Origin of the sequence: Phocaeicola acetigenes, assembly GCF_027529745.1 — a bacterium.
In the GTDB taxonomy this organism is placed as follows: domain Bacteria; phylum Bacteroidota; class Bacteroidia; order Bacteroidales; family Bacteroidaceae; genus Phocaeicola; species Phocaeicola acetigenes.
Window position 1 is genome coordinate 122,622 of sequence record NZ_JAPZVM010000009.1, and the last position, 18,378, is coordinate 140,999.

Sequence of the window (18,378 nt, forward strand, 5' to 3'; positions counted from 1 at the left end):
TTTATTTATTTCCATCCAAATTCGTCATCATTCGAAAAGTCAAAATCAGCTCCTTTTTCTTGACTCTCGATATTCAAATCTTTTGTATTTTCCTCCTTTTCGTATACAGAGACCGCCATAAAGCCGTTCTCCAGTTCCACCTCCGCTATCAGTGTCTGTGGAGATTCATACTCTTTTCTCTTCATAAAAACCTCACTTTCTTTTTTTAAGTTATTAGATTATGTTTTGTTATTACCTTATTTAAATTCAATTACTCTTTCTTCTTGCCATAACCATAACCATAGCCATAGCCGTATCCATATCCATAACCATACCCGTAACCATAGCCATGACGATGCAAATCGGCACCGTTCAGTACCAAAGCCATGTTTTTGAGTTTCTTTTCCTGATACAGCTGTTCGATATCCGGAAGCTGACGACGATCCAGACGTCCGGCACGCACCACAAAGATGGTCAGGTCGGCCACACGGTTGGCAATGGTCGCATCGGCAATAATACCCACCGGTACATTATCTACAATGATATAATCGTAACGGGTACGCAGTTCGTTGAACAGTTCGTCCAAACGCTCGTCCATCAGCAATTCTGCAGGATTGGGAGCTACCGCACCCGAAGAAATTACATCAAAGCCTTCTTTGTGCTGGATAATGTCCTCCACTTTCACCGACAGATCAGCCAGATAATTGGTTACTCCAACCTTATGTTTGCCCAAATGGCGGCTCAAAGTACCCTTACGTATATCCAAATCCACGATAACTACCCGCTTCTTGGTATATACCAGACTCATCGCCAGATTGTGCGAAATAAATGTCTTACCAGCTCCCACATTGAACGAAGTAAACGTAACAACCTGCATAGGCTGTCCCTTCTTTCCTAAGAAAGCCATATTGGTACGGAGAATACGAAAAGCTTCCGATACGATATCATTGCCTTGGTCGCTTACCACCAGTTCATTCTTTTTACCTTTCCGATTTTCCATTCTTTCCTTATCATAAGGAATTTCCCCCAAATACGGAAGGCTGACCGCTCCTTCAATATCCTTACGGCTATGTACCCTTGTATCCAGGAACATGATAAGCAGGAAGACAACTCCCGGTATGGCCAGCCCCACGAGAATACCCAACAGCAAGATACGGTTACGGTTCGGAGAAATCGGTGCTTTTGTACCTTCTGCACTGTCAATGACACGGGCATTGTTATCCGCCATAGCCTGTGTCAGCGCATTCTCCTCCCGCTTGTTCAGCAAGAACAGATACAAAGCCTCCTTAATCTTCTGCTGACGCTCGATAGACAACATTTCACGCTGTTTTGTCGGAATTGCTTCCACACGAATTCTGGCCCGTTTTTCCCGGCTCTGTGCATCATCCCGTTTCACATTAATGCTGACTATCATATTATCCACCGCACGGATGATACTCTGCTTCATGGCACGGAGCGAATTATTCAGTTCATTTACTACCGGGTTTTTGTCACTGCTGTCCTCAATCAGTTTGTCACGTTTCAGCTTTGTGGCATTGTACAGTGTAATCTGGTTTTCAATGTTCATATCGCTGATACCCGTATTCGAAGGAATCAAGTCGATTTCCTTTTTCGGGTCGGTAAGATATTCTTTTATGTATTTGGCCAGACGCAACTGTGTTTCCATTTCCAGGGCATCGGCATTGTATTTCCGACTTTCACTCATATACATGTTGGCAGACGACGCAATATCCATTACCTGATTTTCACGTCTGAAGTTTTCCAGATCCGATTCTACAGCTCCCAACTCCTGACTAATGATAATCAGACGGTCGTTGATAAAGTTAGCCGTATTCACAGCCACCTGGTTCTTGTCTTTAATAGCCTCCTCGTTGTACACTGTCACCAGCATATTCAGCATGTCTTCTGCCCGTTCCGGCGAACTGTCTTTCAAGGCCAGAGTCAGAATAGACGACTCTTCTTCCTCCTGCTTTATCCCCAGACTTACCTGATAACGTGCTACGACCGCATCCAACGCCTGTTTCCGAACCTGTATAGGCTCACCCTTCCACGAAGGACGGAAATAATGAGTCGGTGTCACTACCACCTTACCACTGTTCAGTTTCAAGGTATCATTCAGCTTCACCTCGTATCTTTCCCGGGCTTCCTTATCTGTAAAATCAGAAAGCACTACCGTCTTTTCGTCCTTCACGGTCACTGCAAACCCTACCTGCTGTTCAGGCAATGCATCCGGAAAACTGACCAGCACCGGCGATTGTGTATACAGTTCAATATCGCGCAAACCGTCTTCTATCTGATAGCTCACGTCTGCATGCGTACGCTGTACCACTTCCCGCATCAGTCTCTTGGAACGAAACTGCAGGATTTCATTCGCCACATTCACCTTGTTGATGAAGTTATCGTAACGATCCAGTCCAGCAGAAACGGTTTTATTGGACGGGTCCTTGATAATGACTGTAGTCGAACTGAAATACACAAACGGTGCACTGGCATACTTAAACCAGGCAAATCCTCCGCATATCAGTACGGAGAGTAAAAACCACTTCCATTTGGAAGCCAGATACAAGAGCAAATCTACCAGATTCAGCCCTTGGTCATTCTTATTGGATGATGAATTTGTTGTCTGCATCTCCTTTATTCTGTTCAGTTAATCTTTACTTTATAGCCCACATTACCGAGCAAACCGCGGTCACAATAGAAAGCAGGAAGGTACTGATCTGCCATCCACGGTCTTCCACATCTTTCTTGCGGTATTTCGGTTCCACATATACAATATCGTTTTGCTGCAGATAATAGCAGGGAGAATCGAAAATATCCTTAGTACCAAGGTCGTGCACAAACATCTGGCGTTCTCCGTTTATTTCACGAATCACCTTTACCCGGTTGGTTCTTGCCTTTCCCTGCAAGTCACCGGCATTCGCAATGGCTTCCAGCAATGTAATGCGGTCTCCGTCCACCGTAAATGTACCGTTATGACCTACTGCACCCAGCACCGTATACTTAAAGTTCAGAATCTCTACCGTTACCAGCGGATCCTTGATGTAATTGCTTTCCTTGATCTTATTTTCAATCAGATTTTTCACTTCACTGATTTTCAGTCCCTCCAAATGAAGCTTGCCCAAAATCGGGAAATCAATGTTACCGTCTACGTCTACCAGGTATCCTTTCCCCTTACTTCCTGCAGTTTCAGAAGCCTTTACATTACCGGCCATATCCACCTGAAAATTTCCCCCTTGAATATTGAACGGAATCGCCAGTTCCGGATTCTTGCAGCTTACGGTAATCCCCAAACGGTCGTTGCTGCGGATAACGGCTTCGTGCTTATCATCGAACGGGTATTTTTGTCCCATTTCCATGTCCCTCAGATAGACAAAACTCTTGCGCGACGCACAAGAAGACAATAACAGGATAGCCAATAAACTGAATAATACAATTTGCTTGTTCATCTCTTTTTTATACCATTAATTTAGTTTTTCTCAATAATCTAGTTTCTCTCTATCTCCACATTTTCAATTTCTTTCCGGCACAACCGTGCAGCTTCTTTATTCGGAAGACATTCCAAAAGCCCTACCGGAATCCCCTCTGCCATTTGTGCCAACAAATCACACAAAAGACCGTTCAAATATACATCTTTACGAATCACTGAGCAAGCCGGAAGCAAAATAATAAACGCATTTGCGTCTTTTTTCTGTAAAAAACGATTAAAAGGAGCCTGTTTCAGCCGAATTGCTCCTCCCACCGGCATCCCAATGTTCTTATAACAAGGTGTTTTTCCACTCCAGGGTGTTCCATACGCCCAGACTTTTCCTTGTTGCATACGTATCACCGGATTGTCATCGTTCAGCAGGTCAAATTCCTTAAAGCAACTCATCCACAACGCAGAATGTGTACTTTTTCCGGTTCCGCTTTTTCCCATAAAAAGATAAGCCTTTCCATTTCCATACACCGCAGAAGCATGAACCGACACTGCCTTCTCACGCAAGATAGCCTGTGAAAAAGCAATACGAAGCAAGGAGGTCAGTACATAGCCTTTATCCGGTTCCGTGTCGCATAATTTTACTTCCGCCCGCGCAAAGCACCGATTGGCTATCATTGTATGCACTTTTTCCCCTCGGGGAGAAGAAATGTCCACTCTATATTCCTCCGGAAGCACATACAGCCTTACATGCCCCATATCGTTTTCCATCTCTTCCAGCAGCTCTCCCTGCGGAAAGGTATCCGGCAGATTCTCTCCGTTTACCCTCATCTCCAGAATCAATTTCCCTCCTTCAGATCCTTTACAGCGGAACGGTCTGAAAGAAGGCAAAAGCCCTTCTGCATCCCATTCACCGGGAAGCCATAACCCGACCCGGAAACCGGCTATATCAAATACATGCTGTTTCATTTCTTAAACTGTCCTACTACTAAATTCCACATCAACCATCCGGTTTCCTTCGGTGCATAATAACCGGAAAAACGAAGGTTCTTCAAAAATGCACGCAAGGTAGCCATTTTCCCTCTCCATCCGTTCATGGGTTCCTGTGTTTTTCCTTCCGGATACATACCGAAGTTTCCTCCTTTCCAAACTATTTCCAGCAGAGGTTCTGCATTTTTTTCTCTCTCGGCATAAGGCAAATACTTCGAATCAAGTCCCAGATTATCCACAAGAAAGGCATGCAGCAACTTGTTCCATTTCCGTATGCCCAACCGGTGAGAAATCTGCTTCATTGCTTCGGCATCCACCTTTCCATGCAGACCATAGCAGGCGCGCGCCATGTCACAAAGCTGACGTAAACCAATCCCTCTTCCTAATGCATGCTTCAGAATGTGTGTATCCAGCAACAACAGATTCAACATCGGAGAAGGAACCTCAATCTCAGGTCCGCCCGTATCCTTCAGACTTACCGGCCGGCCGTTCTTTTCTTCCAGTTGCTGCAACCAGCGGTAAGCACAGGGATTGTAAATATCAATCAAACGGGGATGTATCTCTATTTCTATTCCTTTCCAGAGACAAAACAGACTTTGATCTGGGCATTTCCTTACCTCTACTCCCTGACGGACAATTGCCTCTACAGCCTGCTTCTCCTTGTCTTTCTCTGAAAAATACAAATCGATATCTCCACACTCTCGGACAAGCGGAGCCTCGTAAAACGAAGCCACTCCCTGTCCTTTCAACAGCAAAGGTCTGTTTTCTGCCCCCCACATGCCGTACAACTCGCCCAAGACCCCGTTCATTTTACGGTTTCTTTTTTCAATCCGGTCTACAGCTACCGTCCACTGCATCAGAAGGCCTTGTGATGGCATCAACTCTTCAGGCAACTGGCATACCCCTCTATATACGATGCCAGTGACGGACTGCCGGCGTGCCATCTGAAATAGTTTCAGCCAGCTATCGTTGCTCAAAGGAAAGCCCGACAGATCTTCCGGTTCTTTTTCCCATAAACCTGCCCGCAACAAAACCAGTAAAGCGCTCTTTTCTCTCTCCAAGTTTTTTCTCACTTTCTCAACCTACAAGCCCTTCGCGTTTCCACACTTCCAACTGCCTTTCTATATCCTTACGGGCAGTTTCCCTGTCCACTTCATACTCTCCACACATCCAGTCGGTCAGTTCCTCTACGGAACATTCCCCACCTTCCATTCTCTGCCACAAACCGGCAGCCGTTTCGTTCAAGGTAAAGACTTTCGACAGGTTTACACTTCCGGAACAAGAATCCACTACCATGTATTGCCGTCCCACCTTACGCAGTTGTAAATTTTCTTTCAGTTTCATTTTTCTATTTCTTGTGTCTCTTAGAATTTCTTACCCGAAAGTATCGAATACACGGTCAGGAAAATGATTTTCGTATCCAGCCACAACGACCGGGTCGACAAATACTCCAAGTCCATCCGCAGGCGAATCAGCATTTTCTCCATCGTATCCGTATACCCGTTGTAAAGTGTAGCGGCAGAAAAAAGTCCCGGACGCAACTTATACAACAGTTCATAATCCGGATTGATTGCCTTAATCTGATCTACATAAAACTTACGTTCCGGACGCGGCCCCACAAAACTCATCTCTCCTTTCAGCACATTCCAAAGCTGGGGCAATTCATCCAGATGATGTTCACGCAGAAAACGTCCCACAGTAGTCAGACGTTTATCACCTTTTTGACACAAAGCCGGCTTTCCGTCAGACTCTGCACTCTCCTGCATGGAGCGGAACTTGTACAAAGTAAACGTTTTTCCCTTATACCCGATACGTTCCTGTCTGAAGATTACCGATTTTCCACCTTCCAGCTTCACTGCCAGATAAATAATCAGGAAAAGTGGTGAAAATACTATCATACCCAGCACACTGGCTATGACATCCAGACAACGTTTCACACGACACATCGCAGGCGACATGGCATCTCTATACTGCACACGTTCCTTTGCGGCATCGTTCTTCCATACATACATTGCTTTTGTTTTTACTTCATCCATACTTCTCTATATATATTTAAACATTTTTCTATCATACATTCTTTCGTAAACAATTCTCTATATCTCTGCTCCGCATGTGCTGCGTACTCTCTATATACCTCATCTTTTTCTGCGATGCAGGCAATGGCCTCTGCCAATAAACGCGCATTTTCCGGTTCTACATCCAGGCCCGAAAAGCCGTGTTCATTCACCCATGCTACTCCCGAGTGCGGAATCCGTGTCGCGACCACCGGTTTCCCGCAAGACATAGCCTCAATCTGCACAATCCCGAAAGCCTCCGTTTTCTGTACACTGCTCAGGCAAAATACCCGACAGGCTCCGTAATATCCGGGAAGTTCTTCATCGCTTACCCTTCCCAGCAGTTCCACCTTCCCCTGCAGTCCTTCTCTCTCTATCTGAGCCTGCAATTCTTCTTTCAGCGGTCCGGTTCCCCCTATCAGTATCACATAGCTGTCGTCAAGATACCTGGCTGCCTCTGCCAAATAACGGAATCCCTTATAAGGAACCAACCGTCCCAATGAAAAGACAATCTTTTTATCCGGATATCTTTCCTCGATCTGTTTTACCCGATTCTCCTCCGGACATACCGGCTCTATACCGATGGGCACACACACGGTTTTCTGCTGTACCCCTTTCAAGAAAGGAGATTCCGACAGATACACCGGAGACGTTCCCACTATTTTATCGGCCCGCTTTATCAGCCAACTCTGCAACGGACGGTAAAAGCGAAGCAACACTTTCTGCTTCTGTATGTCACTGTGCCAGTGCAAGATTACTTTTCCCTTATACCCCGAACAAAACAGCGCCAGACAGGCCATCGGGTCGGGATGATGCACATGAATGACATCATACTCCCTGCAAATCTTTCTCAGTATAAAAATCATCTCCGGAGAAATCATGGTAGCTGCTACCTTCCTCCAGGTCCGGCAAGCCACCAGCCGTGCATGCTCATTGACATTCTTTATCAGCTTTCCTTTGCCTGCCAATGCACACAGCATATCACAGTCCACTCCCTGTTCCGACAGGCCAGTCATCAAATCATACATCACCTTCTCTACTCCGCCTGTGATGGGATAAAACTTGCCCAACTGTAAAACTTTCAAATTTTTCTGCATCCTTACAATTTTTCAGTCAACTCCTCATACAGATTCAGATAATCTGCATAACGGTCTTCTTTTCTGAAATGCGCCAAGGCATAGTTCCGGCACCGGTCCCGATAATACAACTTGCCCTGGTGTTCAATCTGGCGTACCGCCTTCAGCAATCCGCTGATATCTCCCTGCTCTACAATCAGTCCGGTTTCTTCCGTCACCGCCTCAATGCTTCCGCCGGTACGGTATGTCACCACCGGTGTACCGCAAGCTATCGCCTCCAGGTTCACTGTAGGATAATTATCCTGCCAGGTAGGATTGACAAAGGCATCTGCCGCTGCATACAGTTCTGCCAACTGACGGATGTTCTCCGTCCGTGCAATTCCGATGACATTTTCCGGCAACCGTTTCTTTTCCTCCGGCTTTACTCCTACCAGCACAATGTGCTCGTCCGCATTCAGCAGTTTAGCCAGTTCGATAAAGTCCTGTAACCCCTTTTCGCGACTCCAGATACTTGCCACTCCCAAAATGATTCGTTTTCCCTGTAAGTTATACCTGCTTCTTACTGCTTCGGCCTCATAGACATCGAACACTTCCAAATTGATACCATTGTGAATCACCCGAAAATTATACTCTTTCAGGAATGAGTGCTGCATCTCTCCTCTGATCCATTCCGACACCGGTACAATGGTCAGCTTGTCGTGCGGCATCGAAGTAAAAGCCTTGCACTTGTCGGCAAAATTGCGTGCCGAACGGTCGAGAAAGAAACTGGCGGGAAACTCCCTTTTCTGCGGGCACTGTCCGCAACCGGTCTTCCATCTGTCGCACTGCGCAAACGAATAATAATAACAGTGACCCGTGTACAGCCAGCAGTCGTGTATGGTCCACACCACCGGAATACCACACTGCGACAGATAGTCGAACAGAATACGGTAATTCAGAAAATAGCCGTGAATATTGTGAATATGAATGACATCCGGTCCTAACTTTTCAATCTCTTCTACAAACCTTCTTGTCGCCCCGTCGGAAGACAATCCGTGACGGTCGAACAGGCGTGTCATCACTCCATGCCATGCCACACTACTCTTACTGCCTACCGGCAACAGTTCCGAACGGCACGGCTTCACCCCGTCGCGTCCCCGGCTATAGGCAATGTAGCTCTGCCATCCTTTCTGCATGGCCAGCTCCCCTATCTCCTGCATGATGCGGCCTGTAGAAGTAGACACCCGCAACACCGGATTAATCTGTAACAGTTTTTTCATTGTTTTGTGAAAGAAGAAAACAATTCCATCCAGCGTTTCATCACCGCCTCCTCGGAATAAGTTTCTGTAATTTTTTTAGCTCCTTCAGAGAGTTTCATCCGGTAGTCTGCATCATCCATCAGCTCCCTCATACCGGCAGCCAGTCCCTCGATATCTCCGTCGGATACCAGAATACCATTCTCCCCTTCGCGGATAATATCCTTCGGACCACACTTATAGTCGAACGACACCACCGGAAGTCCGCAAGCCATTGCTTCAATCATCACCATCGGAAAACCTTCGTAATTGGAACTCATCACCAGAAAAGCACTTTCTGCATACTCTTTCCCGATATTCTTTACAGGAGCATGGATATGTGCCGTATGTGCCAATCCTTTCTCGCTTATCATTTGCTGCAACCAGTCTTTCCATTCTCCCTGTCCGAAGATATCCAGACTCCAGTCTTTATATGCCGTATGCTCCTGCACATACTCCCAGGCCTGTATCAGCCGGTCGAATCCCTTCTGATAATCCAACCGTCCTACCGCAATCACCCGTTTCCGGTTCTGTACCTCCGCTTCCTGTTCGCCCACCTTCATAGCTGCATTCGGAATCACCACAATATTGGGCAGTTCTCCCCAATATCCCCGGTCTTCGTAGGTCAGCACCACAAACTTATCGAAACGGCGGACAATCCGTTCATCCTGACGAGTACGCCATCTGTCAATCAAGCCCAACAGTCCGCTACGCCCATATTGCAGACGGAAGAACTTACAATAATGCAGTTCCAGTACCTTCCGGCTGCCGTCCTTTATATCGGGCAGGAAAGAAGATTCCGAAGGATAAAGAGACACTACGATGTCTGCCTTTTCTTTCTTCAGCAATTCCGTAAGCTTCCGCTTATGCTCTTTCCGGCGACGCAAATATCCTGTAATCTTCCTGAATACGTTTTTATCGTTGTCATCAGAATAATTGATTCCTAAATCCACTCTCCGCACCTCTTCCGGAAACGGATAAAAAGGCGGACGACCGTGCTGGTCGGTAGTGACCACCATCACCTCCCAGTCTGTATGCTTTGTGAGCCACACCACCTTGTTCCACAGCACACGTTCCATGCCTCCGGGATTACAAACCGAATGTGTACAGTAAATGATTTTCATAGATTTTAATTTAGATCCAAGGTTTTTAACCAATATTAACGGAGACTGAAAAGTTCTCCACATCTCCACCACCTCTCCGCCACCTTTCCGCCACCCAAAACGGTGTAAAGATTTCAGAATTTCTACATGGCGGAGAGGTGTGAAAAATCGGGGAAACCTGTACAACCCCGACATTTTACCCAAAGCGTATTTCTCTGTAAATTAACAGATTACAATTTTATCGTGTCGGGGTTGTCGGGGTTGGCATGTATTTTCTTAAACTTTTTATAGAAATGTGTGGAGAGATATAAAATTCATTATCTCCACACTCACACGTAATAAGTTTATAAAATAGGGTGACAACCCTGCCAACCCTGACATCTTCTTATCTTTAATAAGCCCTTCTCACTCCATACGATACTTGTATCATCGGCTTACGATACAAGTATCGTTGGCTCATGATACAAGTATCATCAGGCTTCGATACAAGTCGCGTTTTTAGAAAGATATCTTATTACTTTGGCCGGATTTCCTCCCGCCACACAATCAGCAGGAATACTTTTTGTTTGATGAAATAGAACCTCCTATGTTCTTTCAAGCTTTAAACACTTATCAAATCCCTCATCTCCACTCTTAGGAATCATTAAAAATAAAGCATAGACAACAAATAAGTCCGTAGATACCTTAAACCAGACTATAAAATTGAGTAATATGATTATTAAAAACATTATCCTCTCTTCATGAAATCTATTCATCAGAATTTGCCCAATCTTCAACATAAAAGCACTAAAAGCAAATAACCCTATTAATCCAAAATAATAAATAAATCTCAGATAGCCCACATCTGTACCCATATAATATCCACCCATTTTAGGTCCGACATAATAAGGCTCTGAATAATATGGATTATCAAAATATCCATCACCAATAAACCAGGTTTTCAAATTATCGGGAAATACGTACATATTTTTCAACATATCATTTGAATGCACTTCCCATCGTCCCTTCTCTGCTAAACTAAAAAAACCTTCAAACGCAAAACGAATATTTTCATGAAACGATGTATTAACTTGATATAAATAGCATAAAAATGGAATCAAACAAACCAATATTCCCACAAACAGAATTGAAATGTATCTTAGTTTAACAACAGAGTTATACTGATTGCGTAACAGTAAGAGAATAAAATAACACAAAGCCACAATAACACCAACTGTTGTAGTTCTGGAAATCATATTTCCTACAATAGCTATAATAAAAAAAGCAACAATATAAGATATGGATTTATATATTGACTTATTTTTAGAAATACGATTCATCAAATAAACAATTAATACTAAAGCAACAGAAAAACGTGAACCCGCAATATCCAAACTGGCATCCATTCCATATAATCTTGTTTCCATTATTCGTGTAACAACCATTATAGAATTTACCAACTGCTTCAAAGGCATGTAAGAATCAATGGCAAGAGCTAAAACACATTGCATCACACTAACTGCTACTATATATTTTGCAAGTAATTCAACAGAAACTGTTTCATGCACAAATTTCATCCATGTAATAACCACATAGGCAGCAGAAATCCAAACCAGCATTGACACAATGTATGTAGCATATTCAAAATCAGACGTATCATTAAAAACAACTGCGAACAAACCGATTAATGAGACCAAAGAAGCCAATAGAACAAGCTTAAAAAAACCGGTATTTATCAAAGGATTTTTTTGTCTTGCCATCTGAATTCCGATCACAATAAGCCCCAATCCGGCCATTATCATTTTAGTATTTGCCCCCGGTAAGTGTTTCAGTTCAAATGGAAACAAATACAAGCTGGTGACTATCAATGTCAACAATATACCAATAACCTTTATCATCGATACCCTAATATTATTCTATACACAAATTTTTGAATTATCACATTATAAAGCCAGACAAACCAATATTGTTTTTTCCATGCCATCCATTGCAATATTCTTGTTCTGACACAAACTGTCTTATTCTTCAATATAAACCCATTTGCTTCATTATACCACTTCCCCCAAAGTTTATACATAGAAAAATCTGTAGAGATTAAAAATGGAAGTTTTACACACAATTTAAAATAAGACAAGTAATCGTCAAGTTCATTCTTATATTTAGACTTAATATAACATTCTGTTTCGTTTACATTATATTTTAAATCAGATAAATGTTTCTCACACCATGCCATAGTCATAGCACCTTCATTCATTTTAACGTAATGATAAAAAGCTTCATGCAGACAAGAAACATTATTCGCACAAGCAAATAATTTGATTACAGTCATATCCTCTCCCATTCCATGCCCAGAAGGAAACTGAATATTATTTTCTACATAAAGCGTCCGCTTTATAAGTTTATTCCACACATTATACTTCATTTCTCCGGCCAATATTCCTTTTAAAGCCAAGTAAGCAGACTTATATTCAGGCTGATACATATATCTTTCTTTTGTCCCATAAGAAAGATACCAATCAGACCATACAATGTCAGCCTGAGTATTCAGAGCCTTTTCATACATGAGTTTCAGCATATCATGTTCAACAAAATCATCACTATCACAATGAAAAATATATTGACCTTTGGCAGCATTCAATCCTGTATTTCGAGCAGCAGGTAACCCTTTATTTTTTTCATGCTCTAAAATTCTACAATGCAAACTTCTTTGTGGATAATGCGATAATACTTCCTTTAAAAGGATAATACTATTATCCGGAGTTGCATCATCTATAAATATATATTCCACCCTATCAAGACTTTGCTCCATCAAAGACTTGACACACCGGGCTATAAATTTTTCTACGTTATAAATAGGTACAATAACACTTACATTATATTTAAAATCATCCATCTCTATAAGTAGCTAAGTTAATCAGTCTATAAATTTCTGCGCTTTAGTTTGAAGTAAAACTTATAACATACAAACAAAAAGCTAAATATTTAAAAGAATTAGTACAAATTTAATAAAGACTGTTTATTATCCCTATTGCCATCCTCAAACTTTACCCCTATTACATCCATTATAGTATAAATCATATCATCTATCCTGTAATAACAATCTAATTTAGATTGAAGGATATTTTTAATATTTGGAAAATCAGATTGGAATGAAGGAGTCATATAAACCATAAAAGGAATATTGGAACCTGCAATGAGTGATTTAGAATCGTTATATCTGGCATGTCCCACATAATCATCTCTACTATCAAATACATCTAATGCATGATCTGAAAAATAGAAAATTATAGCCTCATCCTCGCTAAAAAGATTCAGAATCTTTGAAACTACAAAATCATTATACAAAATGGAATTGTCATAAGAAGCTAAAATAGTTCTTTGTTCCTTTTTTTTATCAGGGTAATCATCAGCCTTGAATATATCAAAAGAAAGCGGATAACGTTTTTTAAAATCAGGATGCGACCCCATTAAATGTATAAAATAAAATCTATAATGCTGCTCGTCACCCATGTTCTTATACTTAGAAACAGAATCAATTATTATTTCATCAAGATCTTTTTTCCCCATTGCTGCAAATCTGTTTCCGGCAAAAACAGAAGTGTCACATAAATACGCAAATTTTGCGATGACATTATCATGAAATCCTTTTTGACTTTGATTAGATATCCAAGATGTATAATATCCAGCTGCTTTCAATACCCCTTGCATAGTAATGCACTCAAACCAATTTATACTATCCTTAAACTCCGGCTTATAAGTACTCATTAAACTTTGAAAAACAGGTACAGTATTTAACGCTGGAGTCTGAATATTATTAAAGACATAAAGCAGACCATTATTCTGCAAGACTTTCAAACAAGGATTAGTGTTTTTATGATACCCATACAATGAACTATGAGTTTTAGAGAAAGACTCTCCAATAATCATTACTATATTTTTAGGTTTTTTTTCAGACAAAGTCAACAACTGTGGACGAACTGCATAATCTTTCAAATCAGGAGGAGAAGTAGCATTCAATATCGTATAAAATTTGGTAATTGAAACATTTCCAAAGTTTTTATTACTAATAGCTGCAAAAGACAATAAAGATAAAAAAACGAACAACAATAAAACAATACAATATTGATCCTTTATGCATAAAGGTAATTGTCTTAACTTTATATATACAAAACCCAAAAATAGGAAACTAACTATTATAATGAAAACTAAAGAATAAGGAATAAAAGTATGTATAAACTCAACAGCTTCATTACTATTTGTGCCAAGCAATATTGCCGGTACTTCCTGATCGAAAGTGAAATGAAAGCTATATACACAAATTATATCGATCAAAAAATTTACCCCTAACAACAAAAAAACGAATAATCTATACCATTTTTTCATTTCATAAGGCAATATGCATAATATAAATGTTACAAAATAGCATATTACAAAATGATGCATGCATATAAATATAGCCTTTGGAACAGATTCAAAAGCAGAAAAACCTATTAAATCAACAATTGAAGAAAATAAAAGAATTATAACAAAAAAAGGAAATTGAGATTTAAAGGGCTGTATCAATAAATTATAAATATATTTAGATATACTATTCATATATTAGCAACAATCATTATTTTCTTCTCCCAAAAACAAAATAACGAATTAAAATCTTGATACGCTTCCAAAGTGAAAGCTGATCCAACTCGTTTAAACGGGTATAGAAAAACTCGAAATAAAATTCTTCATCAAAGAAAGGAGATTTACGATAATATTCCCACCAAATATCAAAATTAACACTATATTTCTTCCATGGTTTATGTCCATTATAATGAATATTACCATTCTTTACAGCATAATCTATCTCAGTATCAGAAAACAAGTCCTTAATTAAAGAGCGTTTTCTCACGGCAAACATATAGGAATAATCTGTCATATTGTATTCCATTGGCAAATAATGGATTTTATCTTTACAAACGATATTCAATATATCCTGATCTTGGAATTTCAATTTCTTATTACTCCATTCCTTAAACCGTAAATGAATATTATCCTTTAGAATAGTCTGAATATTCATAACAATAAAACCAGCCTGAATATAGCTACCAATAGTCAATCCTGGCATAGAATGGATATGTTTCTTTCCATCTTTCGTCAAATTCATACCTAATTCACGGGTCGCAGCAATATAATTCTCCCCTATCTCTGTATTATAAAGTTCAGACAAATCCATCCGAAATATAATATCTACATCTGCATAAATCACCTTATCGTATTCAGGAATCAACTCCGGAATCAGCAAGCGATAATAAGTAGCAGCTGTAATCCCTCTTATTTCAAAAGCCTGATCGAAAGTATTATCTACCACACGATACTGAATCCGGCAACGGCTGAAATGTTTTGGCAATTCATCCAACTGTTCTTTATGCAAATCAATCTTTGAAGAGTGTAAAATAAAAATATCATAAAACGTATCTTCTTTGGCATTCATCAAAAGAGAGGAAATACAAACACAAGCCGGTAAAACCAAGTTATTATCAAAAGCAAATACTATAGGAATTGTCTTCATCTTACTACCTTTTTAATTAATGGTAAAGCACGATAATCCTCACTTTTTATAAAATTTACAGCATCCTTTATCGCCCTAAATTTTAATCTGAAGACATCAATTCTTCCCTTTAATAATGAAATCAAAAAAGTAAACAAAAAAGTATAACCAATAGCTATTATACTCCAAACTTTACTCCATCCACATTTATCGGGTAAATAAATAAAACGATGCCAAAAGATAGTTTTAAAGCGGAAATCAGAATAAATCAGCATTCTTTCCTTTTCTTCATTCATCATTGTAGAACCTGCATCTAAATGTTTTATTCCACTATGAAACCAAGTCAACTGTTTCAATCCCATGCAATACATCTTATAATACATCACCTGATCATCCCCTAAAGCATATTTCATCTGATCCATCCAAAGTTCCTCTTCAAAATGAATCCTCAAAAAATCTTCTTTTTTACAAAAGAAACAAGGTCCGGCATTAGTCTGCGATAAATATACCCCAGATTTAGGATTAGCATTATAGGAATATCCAGAATTACGCATCACTTTATATCCCCACTTTCCATCATCCGGCCTGTCTACCATTCGACCAGAAAGTTTCATCAACCACTTTCCCAATAATGAACGTTCTGAATTAGGAAAAACATCAGGAGATATTACATCTGCATCATTATCTACCAAATACTGATACAACTGCGCTACAGCTGTAGCTGGTAAATATACATCATCATCCAAAAATAAAATATATTCTGTATCAATTTCATCATATGGTAAAGCACGTTGTGCTACCATACCTTTTTTCACATAAATATATTGTTCTTTTCCAATCGTTTCTTTTGGCATAGCATAACCTTCTGCTATATATACCAAAATCTTTGCAGGTTGAAGGGTTTGTCTTTCTAAAGATTCCAATAATGCTTGGAATTTATTACCTGCCGTACCTAACGTACGAATTACAGCAGTATAATTTATCACCTTATTTTCCATGCTTCAGAAATCTTAAAAATAGCATAAATCGCGATATAAGACTAAAATGATGCGTTAAAGACCACATCATAATTTTTAGTTTTAAATTAATATACGGACAAGACCATATATATTTATGACTATCTGGATGAAGCTTTAAAAATTTATCATATGTTTTTACACTAAGCACCCATTCCTGTTTACTTTTCAATATTCTCCATCCTAATTGTTTTTCATAATCTTGATATACCCCCCTCTCTTTGAAATAGTTAATTACATCAAGATACATCACCTGCTCATCATGCATCGTTTTTTCATTCAAACTGCGCATAATGGAACCTCCATTCATTTGATTATAGTTATATAAAATTTTATCCAAATGTACTATTTTACCTGCATGAAACAATAATTTTACAGATAAATTAAAATCTTCACAATATGCAGCATCTGCTTCTAAAGACTTCAACTTATTCTGTACATAGATATCACGCTTTACAAGTATGTTCCATAATACAGTCCATCCATAAGTCATATAGTTGCGTAGTGAAGCAATTTTATCCTCAGACCAATCAACTGTATGATAATCTACACAATGATTATTATAAGCCATACGAAAATCACAAGTTACTATTTCAGCATTTTGCTCTTGCGTTACTCTATACATATCTTCCAGCATCGTATGCTCAATCCAATCATCGCTATCACAATAAATGACATATTCTCCTTTCGATATATTCAAGCCCGTATTTCTTGCAGCTGCAACTCCCTTGTTTTCCGAATGATTTATAATTATACAATTCTTCATTCTACTAGGATATTCAGATATAATATCTTCAAGAACATACATACTATTATCTGGTGTTGCATCATTTACAAATATATATTCTATATCCTTAAATGTTTGTTCTAATAGAGAACGAACACATTTCTCTATATATTTTTCAACATTGTATATAGGTACGATAATTGTATTTACAACTAATTATTCCTCAATATTTTATAAGCAATAAGTCAGGAATATGGTCGTTGTCTTTAATTGTACATTCTAAAGGATGAAGATTTAACATTTTTATTATTTCTTAGCTTATTTGACTTATTATCACCTGTTCGTACAGTCAGAGTACTTCTTCCGAAAGTTGTTCGGGCTCCTCGTCCGTCACCTTATGTTGGTTGACGCCGGGAAAGTAGTGACGCGCGTAAATCATCTGTTGCCGGATGTTGCTGGTCGTCACGTACCGCCCAACATTCTATTAATTTATGAGCGTGCTCTAGCGGGTGATAATAAGTCGGTGAGTTGTCCCATCAAGCCGAAGAGGAACCGGAAATTATTATTTACCAGTTCGTGGTCACCTTCGATGAAGCAGTCCTTGATAAGCGTTCTCATAGCCGATACCTCGTCTTTCTTGGATACGGGCATGAACTTGGAGAACTGCGAAAAAGTTGGTTCTGCCATGAGGGCTACATACATCTCCTTTTTACCGCAAAAGGTTTTCCGAACTCCACCATCAAATAAACCTTGCGCAACTTCTTTTTCTTCCATAAACGTATTTTTTATTTTCCGATAGATATAGGACGGAAAAAAAGAAAGAATGTGGAAAAACGGAAAGGAAAGTGCGGAAACCCCGTGATGTTTTCCACCATGTGTATATGGGAAAGGGGTACGTTATATTTCTTTAACAATATGAAATAGTGAATTTTGCCTTATTTTGTGTCCTTTTATGTAGACACACAGAATAATAAGCCTATTTGTATGAATAAATTTACAATAGACATAGACGAAACATTTAAATACCATTATCGTTCGTTATGCTTGTACGTGCTGCACTATGTCCATGATACGGATATTGCAGAAGACATCGTACAAGATAGTTTTTCTGCCTTGTGGGAGAAATTAAGTATCAGTGGAGCCGAGATAGAAAATGTCAAAGCCTACCTTTATACGACTGCCCGCAACCGCAGCCTGGACTATCTGAAGAAGGAGGAGATTTATGATCCGAATCTTTC

18 protein-coding genes are annotated in these 18,378 nt (G+C 40.0%); 1 reads left to right on the plus strand and 17 read right to left on the minus strand.

What is annotated here, in order from left to right; genetic code table 11:
• Positions 1–5: 5 nt before the first annotated feature.
• The 17 genes from O6P32_RS10830 to O6P32_RS10910 all read right to left on the minus strand — a co-directional run bounded on the left by O6P32_RS10830 (position 6) and on the right by O6P32_RS10910 (position 17,914).
• On the minus strand, positions 6–185 hold the full coding sequence (locus O6P32_RS10830) for a hypothetical protein (protein ID WP_269878500.1): 180 nt from the start codon (positions 183–185) through the stop codon (positions 6–8).
• A 65-nt stretch (positions 186–250) separates the two neighbouring features.
• Positions 251–2,608 (minus strand): GumC family protein, encoded by a 2,358-nt coding sequence (locus O6P32_RS10835; protein WP_269878501.1) that lies wholly within the window; start codon positions 2,606–2,608, stop codon positions 251–253.
• A 25-nt stretch (positions 2,609–2,633) separates the two neighbouring features.
• Positions 2,634–3,425 (minus strand): polysaccharide biosynthesis/export family protein, encoded by a 792-nt coding sequence (locus tag O6P32_RS10840; RefSeq protein ID WP_269878502.1) that lies wholly within the window; start codon positions 3,423–3,425, stop codon positions 2,634–2,636.
• 38 nt (positions 3,426–3,463) lie between these two features.
• A complete protein-coding gene (locus O6P32_RS10845; protein ID WP_269878503.1) occupies positions 3,464–4,363 on the minus strand; it encodes a phosphoenolpyruvate carboxykinase in 900 nt (299 codons plus the stop codon).
• Entirely contained in the window at positions 4,360–5,445 is a 1,086-nt protein-coding gene (locus tag O6P32_RS10850; RefSeq protein ID WP_269878505.1) for a nucleotidyltransferase domain-containing protein, read from the minus strand. The genes O6P32_RS10845 and O6P32_RS10850 overlap by 4 nt, the downstream gene beginning before the upstream one ends.
• Before the next feature lie 16 nt (positions 5,446–5,461).
• Complete coding sequence (locus O6P32_RS10855) at positions 5,462–5,728, minus strand: PqqD family protein (RefSeq protein ID WP_269878507.1); 267 nt, start codon at positions 5,726–5,728, stop codon at positions 5,462–5,464.
• 20 nt (positions 5,729–5,748) lie between these two features.
• A complete protein-coding gene (locus tag O6P32_RS10860; RefSeq protein ID WP_269878509.1) occupies positions 5,749–6,420 on the minus strand; it encodes a sugar transferase in 672 nt (223 codons plus the stop codon).
• Positions 6,408–7,535 carry a glycosyltransferase family 4 protein gene (locus O6P32_RS10865; RefSeq protein WP_269878510.1) on the minus strand — a complete coding sequence of 376 codons (1,128 nt, stop codon included), beginning with the start codon at positions 7,533–7,535 and terminating at the stop codon, positions 6,408–6,410. The genes O6P32_RS10860 and O6P32_RS10865 overlap by 13 nt, the downstream gene beginning before the upstream one ends.
• 2 nt (positions 7,536–7,537) lie before the next feature.
• A complete protein-coding gene (locus O6P32_RS10870; protein ID WP_269878511.1) occupies positions 7,538–8,773 on the minus strand; it encodes a glycosyltransferase in 1,236 nt (411 codons plus the stop codon).
• Positions 8,770–9,912: a glycosyltransferase family 4 protein gene (locus tag O6P32_RS10875; RefSeq protein WP_269878513.1), complete on the minus strand. Its 1,143-nt coding sequence runs from the start codon at positions 9,910–9,912 to the stop codon at positions 8,770–8,772. The genes O6P32_RS10870 and O6P32_RS10875 overlap by 4 nt, the downstream gene beginning before the upstream one ends.
• A gap of 563 nt (positions 9,913–10,475) precedes the next feature.
• Positions 10,476–11,768 (minus strand): hypothetical protein, encoded by a 1,293-nt coding sequence (locus tag O6P32_RS10880; RefSeq protein WP_269878515.1) that lies wholly within the window; start codon positions 11,766–11,768, stop codon positions 10,476–10,478.
• Positions 11,765–12,763: a glycosyltransferase family 2 protein gene (locus O6P32_RS10885; protein ID WP_269878516.1), complete on the minus strand. Its 999-nt coding sequence runs from the start codon at positions 12,761–12,763 to the stop codon at positions 11,765–11,767. Before O6P32_RS10885 ends, O6P32_RS10880 begins: the two co-directional genes overlap by 4 nt.
• A gap of 98 nt (positions 12,764–12,861) precedes the next feature.
• Entirely contained in the window at positions 12,862–14,253 is a 1,392-nt protein-coding gene (locus O6P32_RS10890; RefSeq protein ID WP_269878517.1) for a phosphoethanolamine transferase, read from the minus strand.
• A gap of 229 nt (positions 14,254–14,482) precedes the next feature.
• Complete coding sequence (locus O6P32_RS10895) at positions 14,483–15,418, minus strand: glycosyltransferase family 8 protein (protein ID WP_269878518.1); 936 nt, start codon at positions 15,416–15,418, stop codon at positions 14,483–14,485.
• A complete protein-coding gene (locus tag O6P32_RS10900) occupies positions 15,415–16,395 on the minus strand; it encodes a glycosyltransferase family protein (protein WP_269878519.1) in 981 nt (326 codons plus the stop codon). Before O6P32_RS10900 ends, O6P32_RS10895 begins: the two co-directional genes overlap by 4 nt.
• Positions 16,385–17,341, minus strand: a complete 957-nt coding sequence (locus O6P32_RS10905; RefSeq protein ID WP_332909937.1) for a glycosyltransferase family 2 protein — start codon at positions 17,339–17,341, stop codon at positions 16,385–16,387. The genes O6P32_RS10900 and O6P32_RS10905 overlap by 11 nt, the downstream gene beginning before the upstream one ends.
• Before the next feature lie 288 nt (positions 17,342–17,629).
• Positions 17,630–17,914: a hypothetical protein gene (locus tag O6P32_RS10910; protein WP_007558537.1), complete on the minus strand. Its 285-nt coding sequence runs from the start codon at positions 17,912–17,914 to the stop codon at positions 17,630–17,632.
• A 210-nt stretch (positions 17,915–18,124) separates the two neighbouring features.
• On the opposite strand from O6P32_RS10910, the gene O6P32_RS10915 reads away from it, so the two are divergent.
• The coding region (locus tag O6P32_RS10915; protein ID WP_269878521.1) for a sigma factor at positions 18,125–18,378 on the plus strand (254 nt) is incomplete at its 3' end.

Bases quoted from the DNA above. Each gene is read 5' to 3' on its own strand.
- O6P32_RS10840 (WP_269878502.1), bottom strand. From the start codon at position 3,425: ATGAACAAGCAAATTGTATTATTCAGTTTATTGGCTATCCTGTTATTG.
- O6P32_RS10910 (WP_007558537.1), bottom strand. From the start codon at position 17,914: ATGGAAGAAAAAGAAGTTGCGCAAGGTTTATTTGATGGTGGAGTTCGG.
- O6P32_RS10880 (WP_269878515.1), bottom strand. From the start codon at position 11,768: ATGATAAAGGTTATTGGTATATTGTTGACATTGATAGTCACCAGCTTG.
- O6P32_RS10835 (WP_269878501.1), bottom strand. From the start codon at position 2,608: ATGCAGACAACAAATTCATCATCCAATAAGAATGACCAAGGGCTGAAT.
- O6P32_RS10890 (WP_269878517.1), bottom strand. From the start codon at position 14,253: ATGAAAAAATGGTATAGATTATTCGTTTTTTTGTTGTTAGGGGTAAAT.
- O6P32_RS10855 (WP_269878507.1), bottom strand. From the start codon at position 5,728: ATGAAACTGAAAGAAAATTTACAACTGCGTAAGGTGGGACGGCAATAC.
- O6P32_RS10865 (WP_269878510.1), bottom strand. From the start codon at position 7,535: ATGCAGAAAAATTTGAAAGTTTTACAGTTGGGCAAGTTTTATCCCATC.
- O6P32_RS10845 (WP_269878503.1), bottom strand. From the start codon at position 4,363: ATGAAACAGCATGTATTTGATATAGCCGGTTTCCGGGTCGGGTTATGG.
- O6P32_RS10830 (WP_269878500.1), bottom strand. From the start codon at position 185: ATGAAGAGAAAAGAGTATGAATCTCCACAGACACTGATAGCGGAGGTG.
- O6P32_RS10870 (WP_269878511.1), bottom strand. From the start codon at position 8,773: ATGAAAAAACTGTTACAGATTAATCCGGTGTTGCGGGTGTCTACTTCT.
- O6P32_RS10885 (WP_269878516.1), bottom strand. From the start codon at position 12,763: ATGGATGATTTTAAATATAATGTAAGTGTTATTGTACCTATTTATAAC.
- O6P32_RS10895 (WP_269878518.1), bottom strand. From the start codon at position 15,418: ATGAAGACAATTCCTATAGTATTTGCTTTTGATAATAACTTGGTTTTA.
- O6P32_RS10900 (WP_269878519.1), bottom strand. From the start codon at position 16,395: ATGGAAAATAAGGTGATAAATTATACTGCTGTAATTCGTACGTTAGGT.
- O6P32_RS10875 (WP_269878513.1), bottom strand. From the start codon at position 9,912: ATGAAAATCATTTACTGTACACATTCGGTTTGTAATCCCGGAGGCATG.
- O6P32_RS10860 (WP_269878509.1), bottom strand. From the start codon at position 6,420: ATGGATGAAGTAAAAACAAAAGCAATGTATGTATGGAAGAACGATGCC.